The following is an 18,700-nucleotide window of genomic DNA, read 5'->3' as shown; positions in this document are numbered from 1 at the left end:
CTGCCCTGAACGAAGACGGGCGGCCGCCCGATCGCCCGTCCCGTTTGCCTTGCCGGCCGGTCATCCTCGACAATGCAGGCCCAGGTCGTATAGACGACCTCGGCGGAACTTTCTCGAGCCAGCCCCTGCCCGGAAGCCATGACCAAGCCATTGCGGTACGACCGAATCGCCTTCGTCGCCAGTTCGAGCAGCGAAGCGCAGGCCGCCTTCGGCCAGCTCGCCAGGGACTATGGCAATTGCGATCCGAAGGACGCCGACATCGTTGTTGCGCTGGGCGGCGACGGGCTCATGCTTCAGACGCTGCACCAGCAGATGCACTCGGGAAAGCCGATCTACGGGATGCACCGCGGCACCATCGGCTTCCTGATGAACGAATACTCGACGGTCGATCTGCGCGCCCGGCTCGAGGCCGCGCATGAATCCGAGATCAACCCGCTCCTGATGCGCGCGACCGACGTCAACGACCGCGTCCATTTGCACCACGCCATCAACGAGGTCGCGCTGTTCCGGCAGACGTACCAGGCGGCACGCCTGCGGATCCTGATCGACGAGCGCGAGCGCATGCCCGAGCTGATCGCCGACGGCATCATGGTGGCCACGCCGGCCGGCTCGACCGCCTACAATCTGTCCGCCCAGGGGCCGATCCTGCCGATCAACGCCGCGCTGCTGGCGCTGACGCCGATCAGTGCCTTCCGCCCCCGCCGCTGGCGCGGCGCGCTGCTGCCCAACACGGCCTATGTCGTGATCGAGGTGCTGGAGGGTGACAAGCGTCCTGTGGCCGCGGTCGCCGACCACGACGAGGTGCGCGATGTCCGCCGTGTCGAAGTCCTCACCGACAAAACCATCTCGATGCGGATGCTGTTCGACCCCGGACATAGCCTTGAAGAACGCATTCTGCGCGAACAGTTCGGCTCCTAATACGCCTGCCCGGCGGCGTGCCGGACGCCCGATCGCAACGCTTCGTTAACCCTCGGCACGATATGGTTAATGAAAGTTGACCCTTTGGCCTGGGCGTCATGTTCCGCATCGACTTCAATAAGCTCCGTTTCCTCATCTGCGACGACAATCCGCACATGCGCCGCATCCTGCGGACGCTGTTGCATTCGTTCGGCGCGCGCGAAGTCTATGAGGCCGAGGACGGCGCCACTGCGCTGGAAATGTACAGCCATTACGTGCCCGACATCGTCATCACCGACTGGGCGATGCCGATCTTCGACGGGCTTGAGCTGGCGCAGATGATCCGGCAGCCGGAATCCAAGGGCAACCCCTACGCGCCGATCATCATGCTGACCGGCCATTCCGAGAAGCGCCGCGTCACTGTCGCGCGCGATGCCGGCGTCACCGAATTTCTGGCAAAGCCGATCTCGGCCAAGGGGCTCTATCAGCGCATCCTCAACGTGGTTGCCAGTCCCCGGCCCTTCATCAAGACCAAGGCCTATTTCGGCCCCGACCGGCGCCGCAACACCAACTCCGCCTATATGGGTCCCGAGCGCCGTGTCGGCGAAAAGCACGAGGTGCTCCAGCAGCCCTCGCTGCTCGACAAGGCCCGCTCCTCCATCTAGCGCAACGTCTTCAGCGACGAGGCAGGCATCATGGCGAAGAACAGCGCACGAGACATCGAGGTCAAGGCCTTCGCCACGCATCATGTGATCACGCAGCCCAATCCGCTGCGGAAAGTCCTGCGCCGGGTCGAGGAAAAGGACATGGACGATCCGGTCGGCCGCGCCGAGCAGGCGCTGGCAGGCTTGTCCAGCGAGTTCAAGGACTGGATGACGACCGAGGCCAACCGGCTGTCGGCCGCCTACGTTGCCATCCGCAACGAGGGCTTCACCAAGGACAGGCGCGACGAGCTGTTCCTCGCAGCGCACGACATCAAGGGCGACGCCGCGACGTTCGGCTTTCCGGCGGCAGCGGGAATCGCCGAGAGCCTGTGCCGCGTCATCGAGCACGCACCCGATCTCGAGAGGGTTCCGGCCGAGCTGTTCACGCACCACATCAACGCCATCCTGGCCATCGTGCACGATAACACCCGGCTTGACAGCCTCACGGTCTCCGCCGAGCTCAACCGTCGCCTGCGCAAGGTTGCCGACGAATATCTCGCCCACGCCAACCGCGACCGCCCCGAGCATCTCGAGGTGATCCTGGCGCCGAGTATCGTGCCGGCGGAGTAAAAATTCAGCTCTTCTTCTCGTCATTGCGGCTCGCAATGACGGAGCTTGTGGATCCGGCTCGAACTACGCCGCGATCAAATCATCATAGACCGGTGCGATCGCCTCGTCTGCGACCAGCTCGTCGCAGAACAGCCTTGCCTCTTCGCGCGCGGATTCGGTGGCGAAGCGGCGCAGCAGGACCATCAGCGGCTCGGTGGCACCGCGATCAGTCTCGCAATGGGTCAGCACGCGCTCGACCATGCGCCGGCGCAGCCGGGCCGCGCTGTCGTCGGTATCGACAAAACCCTGCTCGTGGCAGGCATCGAGCGCGACCTGAAACGCCGCAAAGGTCGCCTCGGGAAGCCCGGCCCGGCGCAGCAACGCGTGCAGGCTATTGCCGCCGCGGTCGTGCAGCAGCGCGGAGACGCGCGCCAGCGGCAGGTCGGCGAGTTCAGCGAGCGCGGCATCGAACAGTTCGAGATTGCTCGAGAGCAGCGCGCGCAGGATCAAGCCCGCGGTGAGCTGGCCCGTGATACGGAGATGCCGCACAAGGCCCCGCATCTCATCGCCGCGCGAGCGCGCCGCGATGTTCATGGTGGAGCGATCGCGCGCCTCGGTCGTCATGCGGTCGGCGCGGTCGGCGCTCAACCAGTTCCGCGCCACGACGAATTGCGCCAGCGTCTCCGAGAGCTTTGCCACCAGCGCGGCACGCGTTGCGGCCGGCAGATCTTCCAGCACCAGCATCGCCTCGCGGATCGCCGCGAGATGGCCGTGACGCTCGACGATCCGATCCCAGGAGAACCGCGCGAGCTCGGCATGGGGGTTTTCGATCAGCTCCAGCGCGGCGGCTGCGCAACCGACTTCGGCGATGGCGGCACAGACAGACACCGGCAGCGCGATGCGGCGAGCGATCGCGCATTGCACCTCGCCATTGCCGGTCGCGACGATGTCGACGAGATCGGCGTCGATCAGAAGCGGAGAATGTTCTAGCACAGGCAGCGCTACCGACGGCTGGTCTGCCGACAGAGCGCGCACGATCGCGGCTGGCGCCTCGTTGCTGCGCGCAAAGGCTTCCGCCATCGCCTTCCGCACCAGCGGCGAGGCATCGTCGAGCAGCATCAGGAGCGCGCCTTCAGCGGCGACGCGGTCGTCATGGGAAAGGTCTGAGATCAGCCAGGCCCGGGCCAATGCCCGTGTTGCCTCGGCCCGCTCACCGGCGGACGCGGTCCTGATCCAATTGATGAATTGCCGAACAATCATGGTGCTTCCGGCTTACGCAACGAAGACGAAGCGGTGACGTCTTGTCACCTGCAACACAAAATAAACCACGACGCTTAACAAAGCGTTCACCATAACTGACTGGTTTTATTGACGTTTTGTTAAGGGCTGGAGCGAGCCTGACCGCGAGCGGCAGCGCGCTAGCTCGAGAAGGTGCCGCTGCGATCGCTGAAGAGATCGAGCGGCTGCGGCGGCCGCACATCGGGCGTCGTCGAAGCAGCCGAGGTCGTTGAGGAAACCGAGGTCGCGGGGGCGACCGAGGTGAGCGAGGCGTTGTTGCCCCACAATTTCTGCACCGTCGTCGAGACCGGCTGCGTAGCGTCGGCGGGCTGATAGATCGAGCGAAACACCGGCGTGCTCGGCGCATTGTCGGCAACCATCGTCGACGTTGTCGCGCTGACCGGCGTCACCGAACGCGTATCGGGGAAGGTCTGGAGATAGGCGGCGCTATTGATCATGGGCGCGGTGGGCTGCACGCCGTTTGCGCTCGCGACCTGCGTGGTCGATGGCGCGTCGCCGTACATCGCCATCGCGCTACGCGTCGATTTGGAATTCGCGGCGCTGGCGTAGCGCGCGTTCAACACCGAATAGACCTCGGAGACACTGCGGGCGCGGCCATCCTTGGCGTAGAAGATCGAGCGGTTGGCGGATGCCGCATTGGGAAACAATCGCGCGCCGACCGCTTGCGGATTGTCCTCGGCATTGGCGATCAGCTTGGCCGCGCCACCGACGCCCATGAAATGCGCCATGTAGAGCTCGCTGTCGGACGGCCTGCGGCCGAGCAGACCAGTGAGCTTGAAGCTGTTGGATTGCGTCAGCGCCGCCGCCATGCTCGAGGCGGCCTCCGGATCGTCGCGCAGCTTCATGATCGATCGCTTCATGAAGGGATCATCGACGGTGTAAGTGCCGGACGACGTCCTGGTGATGGCGTCGGAATAGTTGCCGTAGCCGAGCTGGGTGCCCGCCTCCTTCACTGTGCCGAGCCAGGTCTGGTCGATGAACTGGTAGAGCCCATGGGCGGACGAGGTGGTGGCGCCGGCGGACGGATCAAAGTCCGATTCCATCTTGGCGGTCGTGAGCATGTATTCGAAGCTGACGCCGGTCTGGCTCGAGGCCTGCTTGATCGCACCGGCGACGCGCTTTGAGCCATCAGTCGCGGCGGTCTGCGTGGCACTGGAATTGTCGACCGACATGATGGAGTGCCCGCCCCGCGCGGCATTGAACGGCGCCGGCAATTCGGACGCCCTGTCGTCCCACCGTGGGACAGGCATGGTTAATGCGGAGTTAATTCGGCGACCGCGCCCGGCCCCGAGTCATTCCGGGGCGCGCGAATCTACTTCTTGTAGACGTTGCTGGGATCGAACAGCCTGTCGGCATCGACGAAGACGAGCTTCGCACCACCATCGTCGGCCTCGATCTTGCGGTAGAAGCAGGACCGGCGGCCGGTGTGGCAGGCCGCCCCGATCTGCTCGACGCGAAGCCAGACCGCGTCCTGGTCGCAATCGGTACGGATCTCGACCACACGCTGGGTCTGACCCGAGGTCTCACCTTTTCGCCACAAGGCATTGCGCGAACGGCTGAAGTACCAGGCTTCTCCGGTCGCAATGGTCTTGCGCAACGCCTCGTCGTTCATGTGGGCGACCATCAGCACATCGCCGGTGGCGACGTCGGTCGCCACGCAGGTCACTAAGCCGGCCGCGTCGAATCTGGGCTGAAAGCTCAGCCCTTCCTCGATGTCGTGGGAATGAGTGGACACGGCGTCCTCGCTATTCGTTCGCGAGGTCAGCGAGTGCCTCGCACCAGGGACAGGAAGCGGGCCTGCTCCGCCGGATTGTCGCGGAACATGCCGGTAAAGCGGCTTGTGAACGTCGAGGCGCCATGCTTGGCGACGCCGCGCACCGACATGCAGGTATGCTCGGCCTCGATCAGGACCGCAACGCCGCGGGGCTTGAGGACCTCGTCGATGGCGGCGGCGATCTGCGCCGTCAAATGCTCCTGGGTCTGGAGCCTGCGGGCGAAGATGTCGGTCAGGCGCGCAAGCTTGGACAGGCCGACGACGCGTTCCACCGGCGTATAGGCGATGTGCGCCCTGCCATAGAACGGCATCATGTGATGCTCGCACTGCGAAGTGAACTCGATGTCGCGCACCAGCACGAAGTCGTCATAGCCGGCGGTCTCGCCAAAGGTGCGGTCGAGCACCTCGGCCGGGCACTGGTGGTAGCCCTGATAGAGCTCGTCGAAGGCCTCGACCACGCGGCGCGGTGTATCGAGCAGGCCCTCGCGCCCGGTGTTCTCGCCGATATAGGCGAGCAGCGTCTTCACCGCAGCTTCCGCTTCGGCGCGCGCCGGGCGCGGTTGGTCGGCGCGGACGGCGGCCGCGAGGAATTCGGCAGGATCGAGCTCGGCCGGGCGGCTCTCGGGCTGCTTGTCGGAGGGCTTGTTGGGGCGGATGGATTTGATCGCAGCGTCCATGTCTACTCCGTTCGACGGCCTATTGGCCGGAGTGTCACCGGCAGACGGGGCGGCATGCCGCCGGACGCCTGAAGAGAACAGTTTTGGCGAAAAGGGTCTTCGGCTAGAACGCCGGCCGCGCGGTTCTGGATCAGCGCCGCCGGGCCGTCGGACTGTTTTTCCGCCAGTTCCGACCCTATATAAGACCGTGGACGGCGCCCGCCAAGGCCGATCCGGCCCGGAAGTGTTGGACACCATCACATGCTGAACGACATCTATAACAAGCGGATCATCGAACTGGCCGGCAATATTCCGCGCCTCGGGCGGTTGTCGGACCCCGACGCGAGTGCCACCGCCCACTCCAAACTTTGTGGCTCGACCGTCAAGATCGACCTCAAGATGGAGGGCGATAAGGTCACCGACTTCGCCCATGACGTGAAGGCCTGCGCGCTGGGACAGGCGTCTTCATCCATCATGGCAAGTCAAATCGTCGGCTCGACTGCGAGCGAACTCCGTGAGTTACGCGAAACCGTTCGCAAGATGCTGAAGGAGAATGGCGCGCCGCCCGACGGCAAATGGGACGAGATCAAGTTCCTCGAGCCGGTCCGCGACTACAAGGCCCGCCATGCCTCGACCCTCCTGACATTCGATGCCGTGGTCGATGCGATCGGCCAGATCGAGGCGAAGACGAAGCAGCCGGCCACTGCGTAGGGCTGAGGCTTTTACTTCTGCGAGGCTGCCGCTGGCACCGCCCCCGTCGGCACCATGGCTTCCGCCGTCTTCGTCGACTTGGCAGGCTGCGTTTGCGGCTCTGCTTCCTCGCCGAACCGCGCCTGGGTCTTCGGCGCAAGCTCCGCCATCGCGGGGGCCGCGACGTCTACATGCGGCAGCACGTCAGCCACGAGATCAGTTGTCACGAGATTCGTGAGCTTCAGCTCGGCCGTGTCCAGCTCATGCAGATCTTCCCAGGGCGGCACATTGAGCGCGAGCGACAGGAGATCGCCGGCACCGCCCATGTCGAAGGTGTATTTGGCGAGCCGGCCGATGTCGCGTTCCACGATCATCAGGTCCTGTGCGCTGTAGCTCGCGGCCCGGGCGTCGTCGGCGCGATCGCCCATCCAGATCTGGTGGACGCGGACATGCGCCGCTTCCGGCACGTAGCGCTTCTTGCCGGCCAGCATCAGGAACACGCACATGGATTCGCAGTAGGCCTCGGGCGCGACCGCCGGACGGGCGCCCTGTCCGCCGCGGTTCTGCTGCGTGATGCCGACCGTGGTCAAGAGGCCGAGATTGCGGAAGCGCCGGCCGAGCGTGATCGCGTCGTTGACGGAACCGCCGCTGGAGTCGAGCACAACTGTCGCGCCGCCGAGCTGGCGTCCGCGGGCAAAATCGTCGAAATCCTTGGGGGTATCAGCGGTGATGATGCCGACCGCGCTGACCCAGCCGCGGCAGCTGGGCTCGCAGGCGACCCAGCCAAACTTCATCGGCAGCTTGCGCTCTTCGAGGGAGCCTCCGGCGCGGGCCGACGATCCGCAGGTCGCGACGGCACCCGCCAACACGATTCCACAAGCAGCGGTTCCCACCAGCAACCAGCCGCGTAGATTGAGCGACTTCAGAAGTTTCAAACTGGTCCCTTCCCCAAGCCCTAAGGCGATGCAGGCAAGCCCCGTTTCGACGTTCGGATGAGTCTCACACGGACGTCACAAAAATGGTATCCGGGGGAATACAGATCGTCCATAGGTACTTGCTGCACTGCCCCCTGAAAGCAGGCAAGGTATGGCGCGCGTACAACAGCTTGCAGTTCCCAGCGTTGGAACCGCGCATCATGGCGCACAGGATGTCGGCAGGGCGCACACATGAAGCACTCAACCTGCGAGCACTGTTCCGGTCCCGTGACTGAGACGCTGCGGCTACCGCGCAAATTCGGCCGCGCGCTGATCTGGCTGTACCGGCACACGCTGTCGCCGCTGGTAGGCTACAATTGCCGGCACCTGCCGACCTGCTCCGTCTATGGCGACGAGGCGATCGAGCGCTTTGGACTCTGGGCCGGTGGCTGGATGACGCTGGCGCGCCTGTTGCGCTGCAATCCCTTCGGCACGTCGGGCATCGACAACGTGCCCGCCACTGCGCCGCCAGGCGCGCGCTGGTACCTGCCCTGGCGCTACGCCCGCTGGCGTGGCGTCAACGCCTCGTAGGAAAGCATGCTGCGGTGCTTTACGCATCGCTGCCCTGAGCGGAACCGGAACTTTGTGCTCGCGTTGTTGTAATGCTCCCACGGGAGGAAACAACAATGCGCTGGAAAATCAGCCCTCATTTTCACTTCAGGCTTGGTCCACATCCCAAGTTTAATCCGAGTGATCACGATCCCCGAACCATCGACATGATCGCCATCGTGGCCCTGCTCGCGCTCGTCCTCGGCTCCGGCTGGTATCTGGCGACGAGCTTGGCCACGCAGCCGAGTACGACGGCGTTCATCGTGCCGAGCCAGAGCGTGCACTGGTAGGTCAGAGGTCCAGTACCAAACGCTCCGAGTCTGATCCGGCAACGCAAACCATGAGATAGCGTTCACGCTCATACGGCGACAGGATTCGGTCACGGTGCACAGGCTTGCCCTCGAGCCAGCCAAGCTTGCAGGCGCCGCAGATGCCGCCGCAGCAGGACGTCGCGATGTCGATGCCCCCTTCCTGCAATGCAGCCAGCATGGTCTGGCCGGCGCGAACCTGGATTTCGGTCCCCGTGCGTGCCAGCGCCACCGTGAACGGCTTGGCGTCGAGATCAATGACCGCCGCCGGGGCGACGAAGCGCTCGATGTGAACATTGGCCTCGGGCCACGCAGCGGTCACACGCTCGAAATCCTCAGTCATGCTCTCTGGGCCGCAGCAGGAGACCAGCGTTTCCGGCCTGACATCTCCGATCAGTGACGCGAGATCGGGGCGCCCGGAACGGGATGTGCGATGCACGACGACCCGACCTTCGTCGATCAATGGCGCGAGGTGCGACGCAAGCGGCAATTCCTGACGCACGATCAGATTCAGCGTGAAGTCAGCACCCCCGGTTCGTACGAGGTGCCGCGCCATCGACAGGAACGGCGTCACGCCGATGCCACCCGCGACGAACACATGGCTCGCAATGTCCGCATCGGGCGTGAGTCCGCCGCGCGGCAGTGAGACGCCGATGACATCGCCGATCCCAATCTCGTCGTGGAGCGCGCGCGAGCCCCCGCGCCCGTCCGCCTCGCGTTTTACCGCAACGACATAGCGTGCGTTGTCCGCGGGCTCGTTGCACAGCGAATAGGTGCGGACGAGCCCGCTCGGCAGATGCAGATCGATATGCGCGCCCGGCTTGAAGGGCGGCAGCTCCCAATGGTCGGGATCGGCCAGCGTGAACAGTTTTATGCCTGCACCGGCCGCTTCAATGCCGGCGACGACCGTCTTGATCGTCGTGATCGGACGCGCCTTCATGCGGCGCTCCGCACGCTATCGCCGACCCTGACGACGCCGCCTTGCAGGATCTTGCAGTTGAGGCCAGAGCGGTTGATCAGGGGATCGAAGATCGCCTTGCCGGTGATCTCCTCGATATGCCGGCACGGTATCGACAAGCGGGTTGCCTCCAGCAGAGTCTCTCCGAGCCAGAAGCGGCGGCCGACCAGATGGTTCAACGGCACGCCCTCGACGGTGACGTTGCGCCGGTGCTCTTCCGGGCCGAGCTCGATGCCGGCGTCGCGCTTCAGCGCGATCAGCGTCTCGAGCTCGAACAGGGTGACCTGCCGGCCCTCCTCAGGCTTGTGCGAATAAAACCCCTCTTCATTGCCGATCAAGTAGCGGTCGCCCTCGATCCCCCCGCCGGCGATGAGGGTGATCGATTCCATCGCGCGCATCGGCAAGAAGGCACGTGGGGTGAGATGAAGGAAGCGCACCACGCCGGTCCAGCCTAGGCGTGCCGCGCTCTGCGCCGAGCCGGCGCTGATGGTGTCGAGCATGACGGAATCCTTTTTGAGAAACGATGGCGCGCCGCAACAAGCGGCGCGCCGCGGGGGGTCAGGTCAGTTCCTTGTTCGCCATCTCCGGCGCGAACGTGGTCGCGGTCGCGGTGATCGCCGCGCAGGCGATGAGCAACAGCGACACCGGCCAGGTGGCACCGCCGCTCCAGGCCATCAGCGAGGCCGCGATCAGTGGCGTCAATCCGCCGCTGATCGCCGCACCGACCTGAAATCCGAGCGAAGCCCCGCTGTAGCGCAGGCGTGCGGAAAACAACTCGGAGTACCAGGGCGCGCCGATGCCGAACATCACCATCTGGCCGAAGGTGATCGCGACCACGATGGTGCAGATGACGATGGCGGGATCGCGGGTGTTCAGCAGCCAGAACAGGGTGAAGGCAAACAGCGCCGAGAACGCGCAGCTCGCATAGAACATCTTCTTGCGGCCGACGATGTCGGATAGCCAGCCGAACAGCGGAATGGCAAGCAGCGCGACCAGCGATGCGGCGAAGGCGCCGTTCAGCACCACCGTGCGCGACAGGCCGAGATTGGTCGTGGCGTAGGACATCACGAACACGCCGCCGATGCTGGCATAGGCGATCTCCGAGATCTTCAGACCGACCGCGGTAAAGAAGGGCCTGCGATGGTACCTGAAGATCTCGACCAGCGGCAGGCTTGCAACCTCCTTCTTGGCCTGGACCTGACGGAAGGCCGCCGTTTCCTCCATGTTGAGGCGGATGTAGAGGCCGACGCCGACCAGGACGATCGAGACCAGGAAGGGAATGCGCCAGCCATAGGTCATGAAGTCGCTTTCCGGCAGGCTTGCCACCAGCGCAAACATGCCGATCGCGGCGAGATTGCCGATGGGATTGCCGACTTGCACCATGCTGCCGAGCAGTCCGCGGCGATGCGTCGGGCAGTTCTCGACCACCATCAGCACCGCGCCACCCCATTCACCGCCGAGACCGATGCCCTGGAGAAAGCGCAAGCCGATCAGCAGCAGCGGTGCGGCGATGCCGATCTGCTGGTAGGTCGGAAGCAGGCCGATCAGGAAGGTGCCGATGCCCATCGCCATGATCGTGATCGCAAGCATCGCCTTGCGGCCGACCCGGTCGCCGTAGTGGCCGAAGATCGCAGCACCAAGCGGCCGTGCCAAAAATCCGACCGCATAAGTACCGAAGGCCGCGATGGTCGCGAGCGTGGGGTTGCCGGCCGCGAAGAACACCTTGTTGAAGACCAGCGCGGTCGCCGTGCCGTAAATGAGGAAGTCGTACCATTCGACCGCGGTGCCGATCACACTCGACCATACGATCCGTCGCAAGCTCGCCGCCTCGTCCGGCGCTACGTTGAGGGCTATGTCGTCTGCTACGGTCATCGATCTCTCCAGAAAGTACCGGCACATTGGTGATGTCCCGTGGAGCCCATCGGCAGCCGGGACCTCAAAAATCGATCATGTTTACTAATAGAAATCAACGGCGCGGGACGCAGCAATTGCCGCGCGGATCGGCAAAGCAGCAATTTTGCTGCAAAATTCAGCCGTATTGCGTGGGATGCAAGCAAATATGCCCATAATTTCCGCGGCGCTGCTCGAAGTTTCCGCGCTTAAGTTTTCTATTGGGATACATTCAAAGCCTGGCCTTCACCGGGCTCGCGCGCAGCGCCGGGCTGGCGGTTGAGGCGCATCTGTTGCAAAAGGTGCAACAGCTCGGTCGTTACCTGGAGACACATGCGTGCTTGACGTCAGCAAGGCGGCAGCCGTCGGGGGCAACATCCGCCAAACGCGGATCGCCAAGGGCCTGACGCTGGATCAACTCGCCAGGCAGAGCGATCTCACGCGAGGCTACATCTCGCTGGTCGAGCGCAACCTGAAGATCCCCTCGCTCGCTGCGCTGCTGCGGATGGCCGCCGCGCTCGAGGTGAATGTTGCGAACTTCTTCGACCCGAATGCCGAGCCCGCGCCGCGCTATACGCTGTTCCGCCGAGAAGACGGCAACGTGCCGCTGTTCCAGGACACGTTTGGCGTGGTCCCGCTGGTGACTGGCCGCACCCGCAAGATGATGGAGCCGTTTCTGCTCAGCCCGCCACACAAATCGGCGACGCGGGCCTCGCATGCCGGCGAGGAGCTGCTGTTCGTCATCAACGGCAAGATCGCAATCAAGCTCGACGGCGAAGAGCTCGTCCTCGGCAAGGGCGACTGCCTGTATTTTTCAGGCGAGACCCCGCACGAGGTCAGGAGCCTCGGCCGCCAGAAGGCCGAGGTTCTGGTCGTCGTCGCTCAGAGCCCGGCTGCGTAAAATGGGCTAGCGGAACCAGAAGAAACGACCGGGCGACGGCGGGACCGGCTCGGGCGGACGCAGACGCTTCGGCCGCGGCGGCTTTGGCGGCGGCTCGGCGGACGAGGTGGTTTCCGCGGCCGGTGTGATCTCGCTCCCCGGCACCTTCACCGACAGCAGCAAATTCGACTCGTGCATGCGCCAGCGATAGCCGACGCCGAAATCGATCGGCTGCGCGCGCGTGAACAATTCTGCGTAGCGCTCCTGGTAGCGGCCCGGGAATTCGCCGATTGGTCCAAGATAGTGGCCGAACGGGAAGAACCGCCATTGCCGCGCATTGTAATTAGCCAGTGGAATGCCGGAATCGTCCTGGATGATGGTCGAGCTGTTGGCGAGCAGCCAGTCGCGCACGACAGTGAAGTTGCCGGCGTGCAGCAGATAGGACGCACTCTTGATCAGACTGTTGCCGGGGCCGAGGGTCTCGCAGAACTTCAGGAAGCCGGCCGCGCGCGCTCCGGAATTGGAGAGATCGGTCGAGAAATAATACAGCGTGCGCGCTTCGCCGTCGGGGCCTGCAAAGGTGATGCGGACGCCCCGGGTGGCGTTCGGTCCCGGATTGTCGTTACCGGTATGCACCCCGCCCTTGTCGTCGAGCGCGAGCATCTCGACGTTGCGGATGGTCTTGCCGGAGCGTGCCAGGAAGACATAGAGGATCGGCAAGGTGCCGTTGACCTGGTTGGTGTGCAGGTCGACCTTCATCTGCTTGGTGATGAAGAAGGAGAAGTTCAGGATCGAGCCGAGCGAGCGCTCGACATTGTAGAGCGCGGCACCGACCGACCCACGCGGCAGCTTCGACAGATCAGGCACCGCACCGACCGGCTCCAGCGCGCCGAGTACGTAGGTGCTGGCCTTGGAATAGAACGCGTTGGCGTAGAGGAAATCCGGGCCGCTGAACATGTAGAACATGGTCGGCCGGGGCGCGGCGAGGTTGACGTCGGACCAACTTCGGATCTTCGACAATTGCCGCTGCTCGAGCTGGGCGAAGGCGCTGTCGAAGAATTTCGCGTGGTGCTGCCAGGACGGGTCCTTGGTGAGCGCCACCAGCGGCGAGTCCGCCGAGGGCTGCATGCCGGCAAGAAAGCGCGCAGCATCGTCGAAGGTGACCTCGGCCGCCCGCGCGGACGAAACCGCCGCAGCCAGCAGGACAAGGGCGACGGCCGCAATTCTCATGGGTCGAAACATGTCTATTCGCGATGTGATTAAGTGACAGCGGCGACCGGCCGCCTGCGGAAAACAGCATAAATCAACAGGCCGAAGGCCATGACCAGCATCCCCGCGAGCGACTGCACCGGCCGCTCGGTCAAGAGGTAGTACATCATGGACGCGGTCACGAGCAGGAAAATCAGCGGTGTGAACGGGTATCCCCAGGCGCGATAGGGCCGCGGCAGGTCGGGATCGGTGATGCGCAGCTTGATGACGCCGGCGACCGTAAAGAACGAGCAGAACAGCAGCGCAAACTGAATGAAGTCGAGCACCGCCTCGAAGCTGCGCGTAAACAGCATCAGGTTCGAGACCGCGAGCTGAAACAGGATGGCATAGGCGGGCGCGCCGCTCACCGATCTCTTCGAGAACACGCGCAGGGCCGGAATGTCCTCCCCCATCGTCATCATCACGCGCGGGCCGATCCACATCATCGCACTGATCGAGGAGATCAGGCCGACGCAGATCATCGCACCGACGATCCTGCCGCCGACGCCGCCGAAGATGGCGCTGCCGGCGACGCTTGCGACGTCGAGCTGGCCGGCGAGCGCGCCGACCGGCGTGGAGTAGAGAAACACCGCGTTGAGCGCGACATAGAGCACGAGCACGATCAGCGTGCCCGTGAGCAGCGCGCGTGGCAGGCTCTGCTGCGGCGTGTTCATCTCGCCAATGATGTAGGTCGCGGCATTCCACCCCGAGAACGAGTACATCACGAAGACGAGCCCGATCGCGAAGGGCGCGCTGACGATATGGGCGAGATCGCCAGCCTGGGGCGCAAACGAGATCGGCTGCGGCGTGCCGATGACGAAGCCGGCGACCAGGAAGGCAACGATCAGAACGACCTTCAAAATGGTCGAGATCAGCTGGAAGGTCGAGGAATGCCTGACGCCGGTCAGTTGCACGAGCGAGACCAGCCAAACCACGCCGATCGCGAGCGGGATCGGCGGCAGACTGGGGATGACCGATTTGGCATACTCGCCGAACGCCATGGCCGCGAGCGCCACCGGCGCGGCAAACCCCACCGTCGCCGAGACCCAGCCGGCAAGGAAGCCGAAGGCGGGATGATAGGCGCGGCCGAGGAAATTGTACTCGCCGCTCGAGCGCGGAAACATCGCCCCGAGCTCGCTGTAGGAGAACACCCCGCACAGCGCGACAATGCCGCCGACGGTCCACAGCGCGAGGATCGAGAAGCCCGAGGGGATGTCTTTGACCTGGAAGCCGAGGCTGGTGAAGACGCCGACCCCGATCATGTCGGCAACAACGATGGCGGTTGCGACCAGAACGGAAACCCCGGAGCCACCTCCGGTCAGCCGCCCAGTCCAAGGCGCGGTTCCCGCATCTGATGCCGTCATCTGGGTCCTTAGCCTCAGGCGTCGCGCCTCGTGGGAGGCGTCGTGCAGATTGGTCCAGTCAATTCAAGCAGGGTTAACAAGGGTTAAATGAGGCGGGTCAAATAGGTAATATAGCACCTTATATGCACGCTCCTGGGCAATAAACCCATAGTCAGCCGCGGAAATCCTCGCTCCCCTCCCACAATCGCGACACGTTTGCGTGGTCTTTTTTGATCGTTCCGGATGTGGGGAAGTTTCTCCGGACACTTAACGTCGCCTAAACGCCGGTCGGCTCAATTGTCTAGAGATTGCCGATGGGCTTGGGTTCATGGCTTGGGGTCATGGGTGGATGGACGGGGCCGTTACGAACGTGAGAGCTGACATTCGTGCCGATCGGACGTCGTCCGGTCCCCGCGGTCGTGCGCTCCGTGTCGCCCTGATCTCAGCCTTGGTGCCGATGTCGCTGACGTTGGTTCAATGCGGCAAGGCGTCCGATCCGACGGCGCTCGCGGCGAACTCGCAGGCCAATGTGCAAGTCGTCAATCAGACCGTCGCCAAGACCAATCCGCAAATCGCAAGCGCCGACACGTTCGAGGATCGCTTCCCCGCTCCCCAGTTCAGGGAACGCTACCCCTCGGCGAGCGAGAGTTTTCTGCAACGGCAGATGTCGGACTTCTCGCCCAAGCGCGCCGTGCAGCAACAGTCGCCGGAGCAGGCGCCCTACAAGGTCGCATCGCTTGCGCCGCAGGTGCTCTATCAGCGTCCGCCGCGCGAAGACCTGACGTCGCTCGTCAGCATGAAGTCCTCGGCCTTCCCCTATTTCGGCAACAACCCGGCTTCCGACGCGCCCTTCCTCAACATCTCCAAGGGCGACCGTCGCGGACACCGCAGCTATTCCGGCCGCGTGTTCTGGCAGGACGAGACCTACAATGACAGCCGCGTGCTGGTGCACGTCCCCGAGCATTTCGACGTGCGCAAGCCGGGCGTGATCGTGGTGTTCTTCCACGGCAATGGCGCGACGCTGGAGCGTGACGTGCGCGACCGCCAACTGGTGCCGCAGCAGATCACCGATTCCGGTGCCAACGCCGTGCTGCTTGCCCCGCAGATGGCGGTCGACGCCGCCGATTCCAGCGCCGGAAAATTCTGGCAGGCGGGCGGCCTCAAGCGCTTCATGGACGAATCGGCCGACCACCTCGCCCGCGTGACCGGCGATCCCAACAGTGCGCGCGCCTTCGCCAACATGCCGATCGTGATCGTCGGCTATAGCGGCGGCTTCCTGCCGACCGCCTGGAGCCTTCAGGTCGGCGGCATCAGCGATCGCGTCCGCGGCGTCGTGCTGCTCGACGCGGTCTATGGCGAAATGGACAAGTTCGCCTCCTGGATCGAGAGCCACCGCTCCGGCTTCTTCGTCAGTTCCTACACCCACTACACCGCACGTCGCGACCGCGAGCTGATGAGCATGCTGCGGCAGAAGGGCATCGGCGTCTCCGAGGACATGGACGCCCCCTTGCGTCCCGGCAGCGTGGTGTTCATCGAGACCGGCGACGGCATCACCCATCGCGACTACGTCAACCGCGCGTGGACGCAATATCCTCTCAAGGACGTGCTGGTGAAGATGTCGGCGACGCCGGCGCTGGCGCTGACGCGCGTTGCGGCCACCAGTTCATCCGCATCGAGCCGATAGCCGGAATATTGCGCGGGCCGGGATTTGGCTGTGCTGCCTGCAATTCTTTCAGGCTGTGATCAAAATGTGACGTTGATTGCCGAAATCCCCGGGAGCTACCGGATTGCTTCCGCTGGCCACGATCATAATTTGCCGGCGAAATTGCATTTGGAATTCTGCGGGGACGGGCTGTGCGCCGGGGACTGTATAAGGTCGACTTCCACACGGTTCATGGAACCGGCTGCGGCGTCGTCTATGTAACGGATGGCAAGATGCGCGGCGGCAATTCCGCCTTCGTCTTTATCGGTACCTACGCGGGCGAAGGCGACAGCATCAAGGTCAAGATCTCGACCGAGCGCTATAACGACGATCCGTCCTTCAAGGCGCTGTTCGGGCTCGACAGGATCACGCTGACGCTCAGCGGCCGCGAAGAGGGCGACATGGCCGAATTCGAAGGCACCGCGCTGCAAGTGCCGGGCGTTGCCTTCAGGGCCGTGCTGAGCCGGATCAGCGATTAGCCGTCGGGGCCTTAAGCCTCAGCTTTTCGGCAGCTTCGGAATGCTCTCGGCAAAGCCGTTGTAGCAGGCCAGCCGCTCGTCCTCTTCCTTGAAGAAGTGGCAATCGGCATAGCCCTTGGCTTTCGCCGGCTTCGGCTTCGGCGCCGGCGGGATAATGGCGTCGTAGCAGTTGAGCCGGTCCTTGGTGCCGTCATCGAGATCGAGGCAGGCCTGAAGCCGCGCCGCGATCGATTGCGGCTTGCCCTTCGGCGCTGCGGCCGGCTTGGCCGCTGCCTCTTTGGTCCCTTTGGGTTTGACCTGCACCAGCGGCTTGTCCCCCACCATCGGCGGCTTGTCGGTTTGCGCAAACGCGGCGGTCGAACAGAGCACCGCGGCAACCGCCAGAATCATCCTCATCTCAGTCAACTCTCTTTGGTCCCCATGCCTCGCCTTCTAGCGCTCTCGCGCGCGGTTTGCCAAGCGCCTTGCGCGCAGGAAACGCGCTTGGCGTCACGCCGGAGCGGCAGCAGGCGGCCGGGACCGGCTCCGGACCACCAGGATCAGCGCCAGCACCACGAAGCTGACTGCCACGAAGCCGATGGTGTGCAGCAATTCGCGGGCGAACAGCAGCCCGCCGACGGCGGAGCCGACAGCCTGGCCGATGTAAAGGACCGACGTATTGAGCGCGACCGTCGCCGATGCAAGCTGCGGCGCGGCCGCGACCAGCCGCACCTGCTGCATCGAATTGGTCGAGGCGAAGCCCAATCCCCAGATCGCAACCGCAATTGCCATCGAAACAAGGGTGCCGGCGCTCAGCGCCCACCCCGTGATGCCCGCCAGTAACAGGCACGTGAACAGTAACGAGGTGCGATAAGGCCCCCAATTGTCGACGATACGGCTTGCGACGACAACGCCGAGGAAGCCGCAGACACCATATAGGCCGAACACCATACCGATCGCATCCGGGCTCGCTTCGGTCAGCTTCTTGAGCAGCGGACCCATGAAGGTGAACACCGCGAACTGTCCGGACATTTGCAGCATCGTGATCGCGAGCAGCAGCAGGATCGTCCTGCTGCGGCCGACTTCGCTCCAGGTCTTCAGGTCGACCGGCGTGCCCTTCAAGCCGGCCGGCAGGCGCACCAGCAGCAACAGGAAGCTGACGCAGCCGAGCGCGCCGATCCCGCAATAGGCTGCGCGCCAGCCATAGCGGCTGGCGATGAAGGTGATCAGTGGGAGACCGACGGCGGCGGCGAGCGACCAGCCGAGGAAGATATAGGCGATCGTGCTGCCGCGGCGCTCGGCCGGCACGATCAGCGCCGCCGTGCCCGCGGCCTGCGGCGTGTAGAGCGCACCGACGGCAAGCATCACCAGGCGAATGACAAGCAGGCTGGTGTAGTCGGCTGCGAAGGCCGAGGCGAGATTGCCGGCGGCAAGCACCGCAAGCGTGGTCGTGAGCAAAATCCGCCGTTCGATGCGGCTGGTCAGCCACGCCGTCAACGGCGAGCCGATACACAGCGTGATCGCGCCAAAGGTGATCAGGAGCGCGGCCGCGTGGATGCTGATGCCGAGCCCTGTCGACAATTCCGGCAGCATTCCCGCCGGCGCCAGCACCGAAGAGCCGGTGACGATATTGCCAAGCATCAGGGCGGTTGGCGTAAAGCGGCCGGCACGGGAATTTTCCATGCAAGTGCATGTAGACGAGAGCTGTGGCCAGTTAAAGAGCTTCCGCGAAATAGTTGGTGCACGGCGTCGCCTTTACGCGCCCATTTTCTTGGAATTGCCGGATTGCACAGGCCGAATCGCCTGATATATCGCTCGTTC

Annotated in this window: 21 protein-coding genes; 9 read left to right on the top strand and 12 right to left on the bottom strand. The window is 64.1% G+C overall.

Going from position 1 to position 18,700, the window contains the following annotated elements; translation table 11 throughout:
* Positions 1–138: 138 nt before the first annotated feature.
* The 3 genes from ACPPVR_RS16300 to ACPPVR_RS16290 all read left to right on the top strand — a co-directional run bounded on the left by ACPPVR_RS16300 (position 139) and on the right by ACPPVR_RS16290 (position 2,171).
* Positions 139–918, top strand: coding sequence for an NAD kinase (locus ACPPVR_RS16300; protein WP_426615213.1), 780 nt, complete (start codon positions 139–141; stop codon positions 916–918).
* A gap of 98 nt (positions 919–1,016) precedes the next feature.
* Positions 1,017–1,562 (top strand): response regulator, encoded by a 546-nt coding sequence (locus tag ACPPVR_RS16295; RefSeq protein ID WP_045008324.1) that lies wholly within the window; start codon positions 1,017–1,019, stop codon positions 1,560–1,562.
* A 30-nt stretch (positions 1,563–1,592) separates the two neighbouring features.
* On the top strand, positions 1,593–2,171 hold the full coding sequence (locus tag ACPPVR_RS16290; protein WP_426615212.1) for an Hpt domain-containing protein: 579 nt from the start codon (positions 1,593–1,595) through the stop codon (positions 2,169–2,171).
* Positions 2,172–2,234: 63 nt separating this feature from the next.
* On the opposite strand, the gene ACPPVR_RS16285 is transcribed toward ACPPVR_RS16290, so the two are convergent.
* The 4 genes from ACPPVR_RS16285 to folE form a co-directional block, all read right to left on the bottom strand.
* Positions 2,235–3,410 (bottom strand): DUF2336 domain-containing protein, encoded by a 1,176-nt coding sequence (locus ACPPVR_RS16285; protein ID WP_426615211.1) that lies wholly within the window; start codon positions 3,408–3,410, stop codon positions 2,235–2,237.
* Positions 3,411–3,568: 158 nt separating this feature from the next.
* A complete protein-coding gene (locus ACPPVR_RS16280) occupies positions 3,569–4,621 on the bottom strand; it encodes a lytic transglycosylase domain-containing protein (RefSeq protein WP_426616122.1) in 1,053 nt (350 codons plus the stop codon).
* 140 nt (positions 4,622–4,761) lie between these two features.
* On the bottom strand, positions 4,762–5,184 hold the full coding sequence (gene hisI, locus ACPPVR_RS16275) for a phosphoribosyl-AMP cyclohydrolase (protein ID WP_426615210.1): 423 nt from the start codon (positions 5,182–5,184) through the stop codon (positions 4,762–4,764).
* Between the two features lie 26 nt (positions 5,185–5,210).
* A complete protein-coding gene (folE, locus tag ACPPVR_RS16270; protein ID WP_426615209.1) occupies positions 5,211–5,900 on the bottom strand; it encodes a GTP cyclohydrolase I FolE in 690 nt (229 codons plus the stop codon).
* Positions 5,901–6,140: 240 nt separating this feature from the next.
* Between folE and ACPPVR_RS16265 the strand changes: the two genes are divergently transcribed.
* Positions 6,141–6,590 carry an iron-sulfur cluster assembly scaffold protein gene (locus ACPPVR_RS16265; RefSeq protein ID WP_426615208.1) on the top strand — a complete coding sequence of 150 codons (450 nt, stop codon included), beginning with the start codon at positions 6,141–6,143 and terminating at the stop codon, positions 6,588–6,590.
* Between the two features lie 11 nt (positions 6,591–6,601).
* Here ACPPVR_RS16265 and ACPPVR_RS16260 read toward each other — a convergent pair whose 3' ends face one another.
* Complete coding sequence (locus ACPPVR_RS16260) at positions 6,602–7,504, bottom strand: hypothetical protein (protein WP_426615207.1); 903 nt, start codon at positions 7,502–7,504, stop codon at positions 6,602–6,604.
* Between the two features lie 231 nt (positions 7,505–7,735).
* Between ACPPVR_RS16260 and yidD the strand changes: the two genes are divergently transcribed.
* On the top strand, positions 7,736–8,074 hold the full coding sequence (yidD, locus tag ACPPVR_RS16255; RefSeq protein ID WP_426615206.1) for a membrane protein insertion efficiency factor YidD: 339 nt from the start codon (positions 7,736–7,738) through the stop codon (positions 8,072–8,074).
* Positions 8,075–8,169: 95 nt separating this feature from the next.
* Positions 8,170–8,382 (top strand): hypothetical protein, encoded by a 213-nt coding sequence (locus ACPPVR_RS16250; protein WP_426615205.1) that lies wholly within the window; start codon positions 8,170–8,172, stop codon positions 8,380–8,382.
* Between the two features lies 1 nt (position 8,383).
* Here ACPPVR_RS16250 and ACPPVR_RS16245 read toward each other — a convergent pair whose 3' ends face one another.
* The 3 genes from ACPPVR_RS16245 to ACPPVR_RS16235 are packed head-to-tail and all read right to left on the bottom strand — an operon-like array spanning position 8,384 to position 11,230.
* Positions 8,384–9,340, bottom strand: a complete 957-nt coding sequence (locus ACPPVR_RS16245) for a PDR/VanB family oxidoreductase (RefSeq protein WP_426615204.1) — start codon at positions 9,338–9,340, stop codon at positions 8,384–8,386.
* A complete protein-coding gene (locus tag ACPPVR_RS16240) occupies positions 9,337–9,858 on the bottom strand; it encodes an MOSC domain-containing protein (protein WP_426615203.1) in 522 nt (173 codons plus the stop codon). Before ACPPVR_RS16240 ends, ACPPVR_RS16245 begins: the two co-directional genes overlap by 4 nt.
* A gap of 58 nt (positions 9,859–9,916) precedes the next feature.
* Entirely contained in the window at positions 9,917–11,230 is a 1,314-nt protein-coding gene (locus ACPPVR_RS16235) for an MFS transporter (protein WP_426615202.1), read from the bottom strand.
* A gap of 355 nt (positions 11,231–11,585) precedes the next feature.
* On the opposite strand from ACPPVR_RS16235, the gene ACPPVR_RS16230 reads away from it, so the two are divergent.
* Positions 11,586–12,149: a helix-turn-helix domain-containing protein gene (locus ACPPVR_RS16230; protein ID WP_426615201.1), complete on the top strand. Its 564-nt coding sequence runs from the start codon at positions 11,586–11,588 to the stop codon at positions 12,147–12,149.
* 6 nt (positions 12,150–12,155) lie between these two features.
* Here ACPPVR_RS16230 and ACPPVR_RS16225 read toward each other — a convergent pair whose 3' ends face one another.
* Together ACPPVR_RS16225 and ACPPVR_RS16220 are read right to left on the bottom strand one after the other, a co-directional pair.
* Positions 12,156–13,370, bottom strand: coding sequence for a hypothetical protein (locus ACPPVR_RS16225; RefSeq protein WP_426615200.1), 1,215 nt, complete (start codon positions 13,368–13,370; stop codon positions 12,156–12,158).
* A 17-nt stretch (positions 13,371–13,387) separates the two neighbouring features.
* Entirely contained in the window at positions 13,388–14,740 is a 1,353-nt protein-coding gene (locus ACPPVR_RS16220) for an APC family permease (RefSeq protein WP_426615199.1), read from the bottom strand.
* 328 nt (positions 14,741–15,068) lie between these two features.
* On the opposite strand from ACPPVR_RS16220, the gene ACPPVR_RS16215 reads away from it, so the two are divergent.
* On the top strand, positions 15,069–16,403 hold the full coding sequence (locus ACPPVR_RS16215; protein ID WP_426615198.1) for an alpha/beta hydrolase: 1,335 nt from the start codon (positions 15,069–15,071) through the stop codon (positions 16,401–16,403).
* Between the two features lie 170 nt (positions 16,404–16,573).
* Positions 16,574–16,900 carry a hypothetical protein gene (locus tag ACPPVR_RS16210; protein WP_426615197.1) on the top strand — a complete coding sequence of 109 codons (327 nt, stop codon included), beginning with the start codon at positions 16,574–16,576 and terminating at the stop codon, positions 16,898–16,900.
* An 18-nt stretch (positions 16,901–16,918) separates the two neighbouring features.
* Here ACPPVR_RS16210 and ACPPVR_RS16205 read toward each other — a convergent pair whose 3' ends face one another.
* Both ACPPVR_RS16205 and ACPPVR_RS16200 read right to left on the bottom strand, forming a co-directional pair.
* On the bottom strand, positions 16,919–17,296 hold the full coding sequence (locus tag ACPPVR_RS16205) for a hypothetical protein (protein ID WP_426615196.1): 378 nt from the start codon (positions 17,294–17,296) through the stop codon (positions 16,919–16,921).
* Between the two features lie 93 nt (positions 17,297–17,389).
* Complete coding sequence (locus tag ACPPVR_RS16200) at positions 17,390–18,562, bottom strand: MFS transporter (RefSeq protein WP_426615195.1); 1,173 nt, start codon at positions 18,560–18,562, stop codon at positions 17,390–17,392.
* Between the last annotated feature and the right edge of the window lie 138 nt (positions 18,563–18,700).

Source organism: Bradyrhizobium sp. McL0616 (assembly GCF_049993385.1).
Classification (GTDB): domain Bacteria; phylum Pseudomonadota; class Alphaproteobacteria; order Rhizobiales; family Xanthobacteraceae; genus Bradyrhizobium.
Note: the sequence above shows the minus strand (reverse complement) of the source record. Positions and strands in the feature narration are given on the sequence as shown.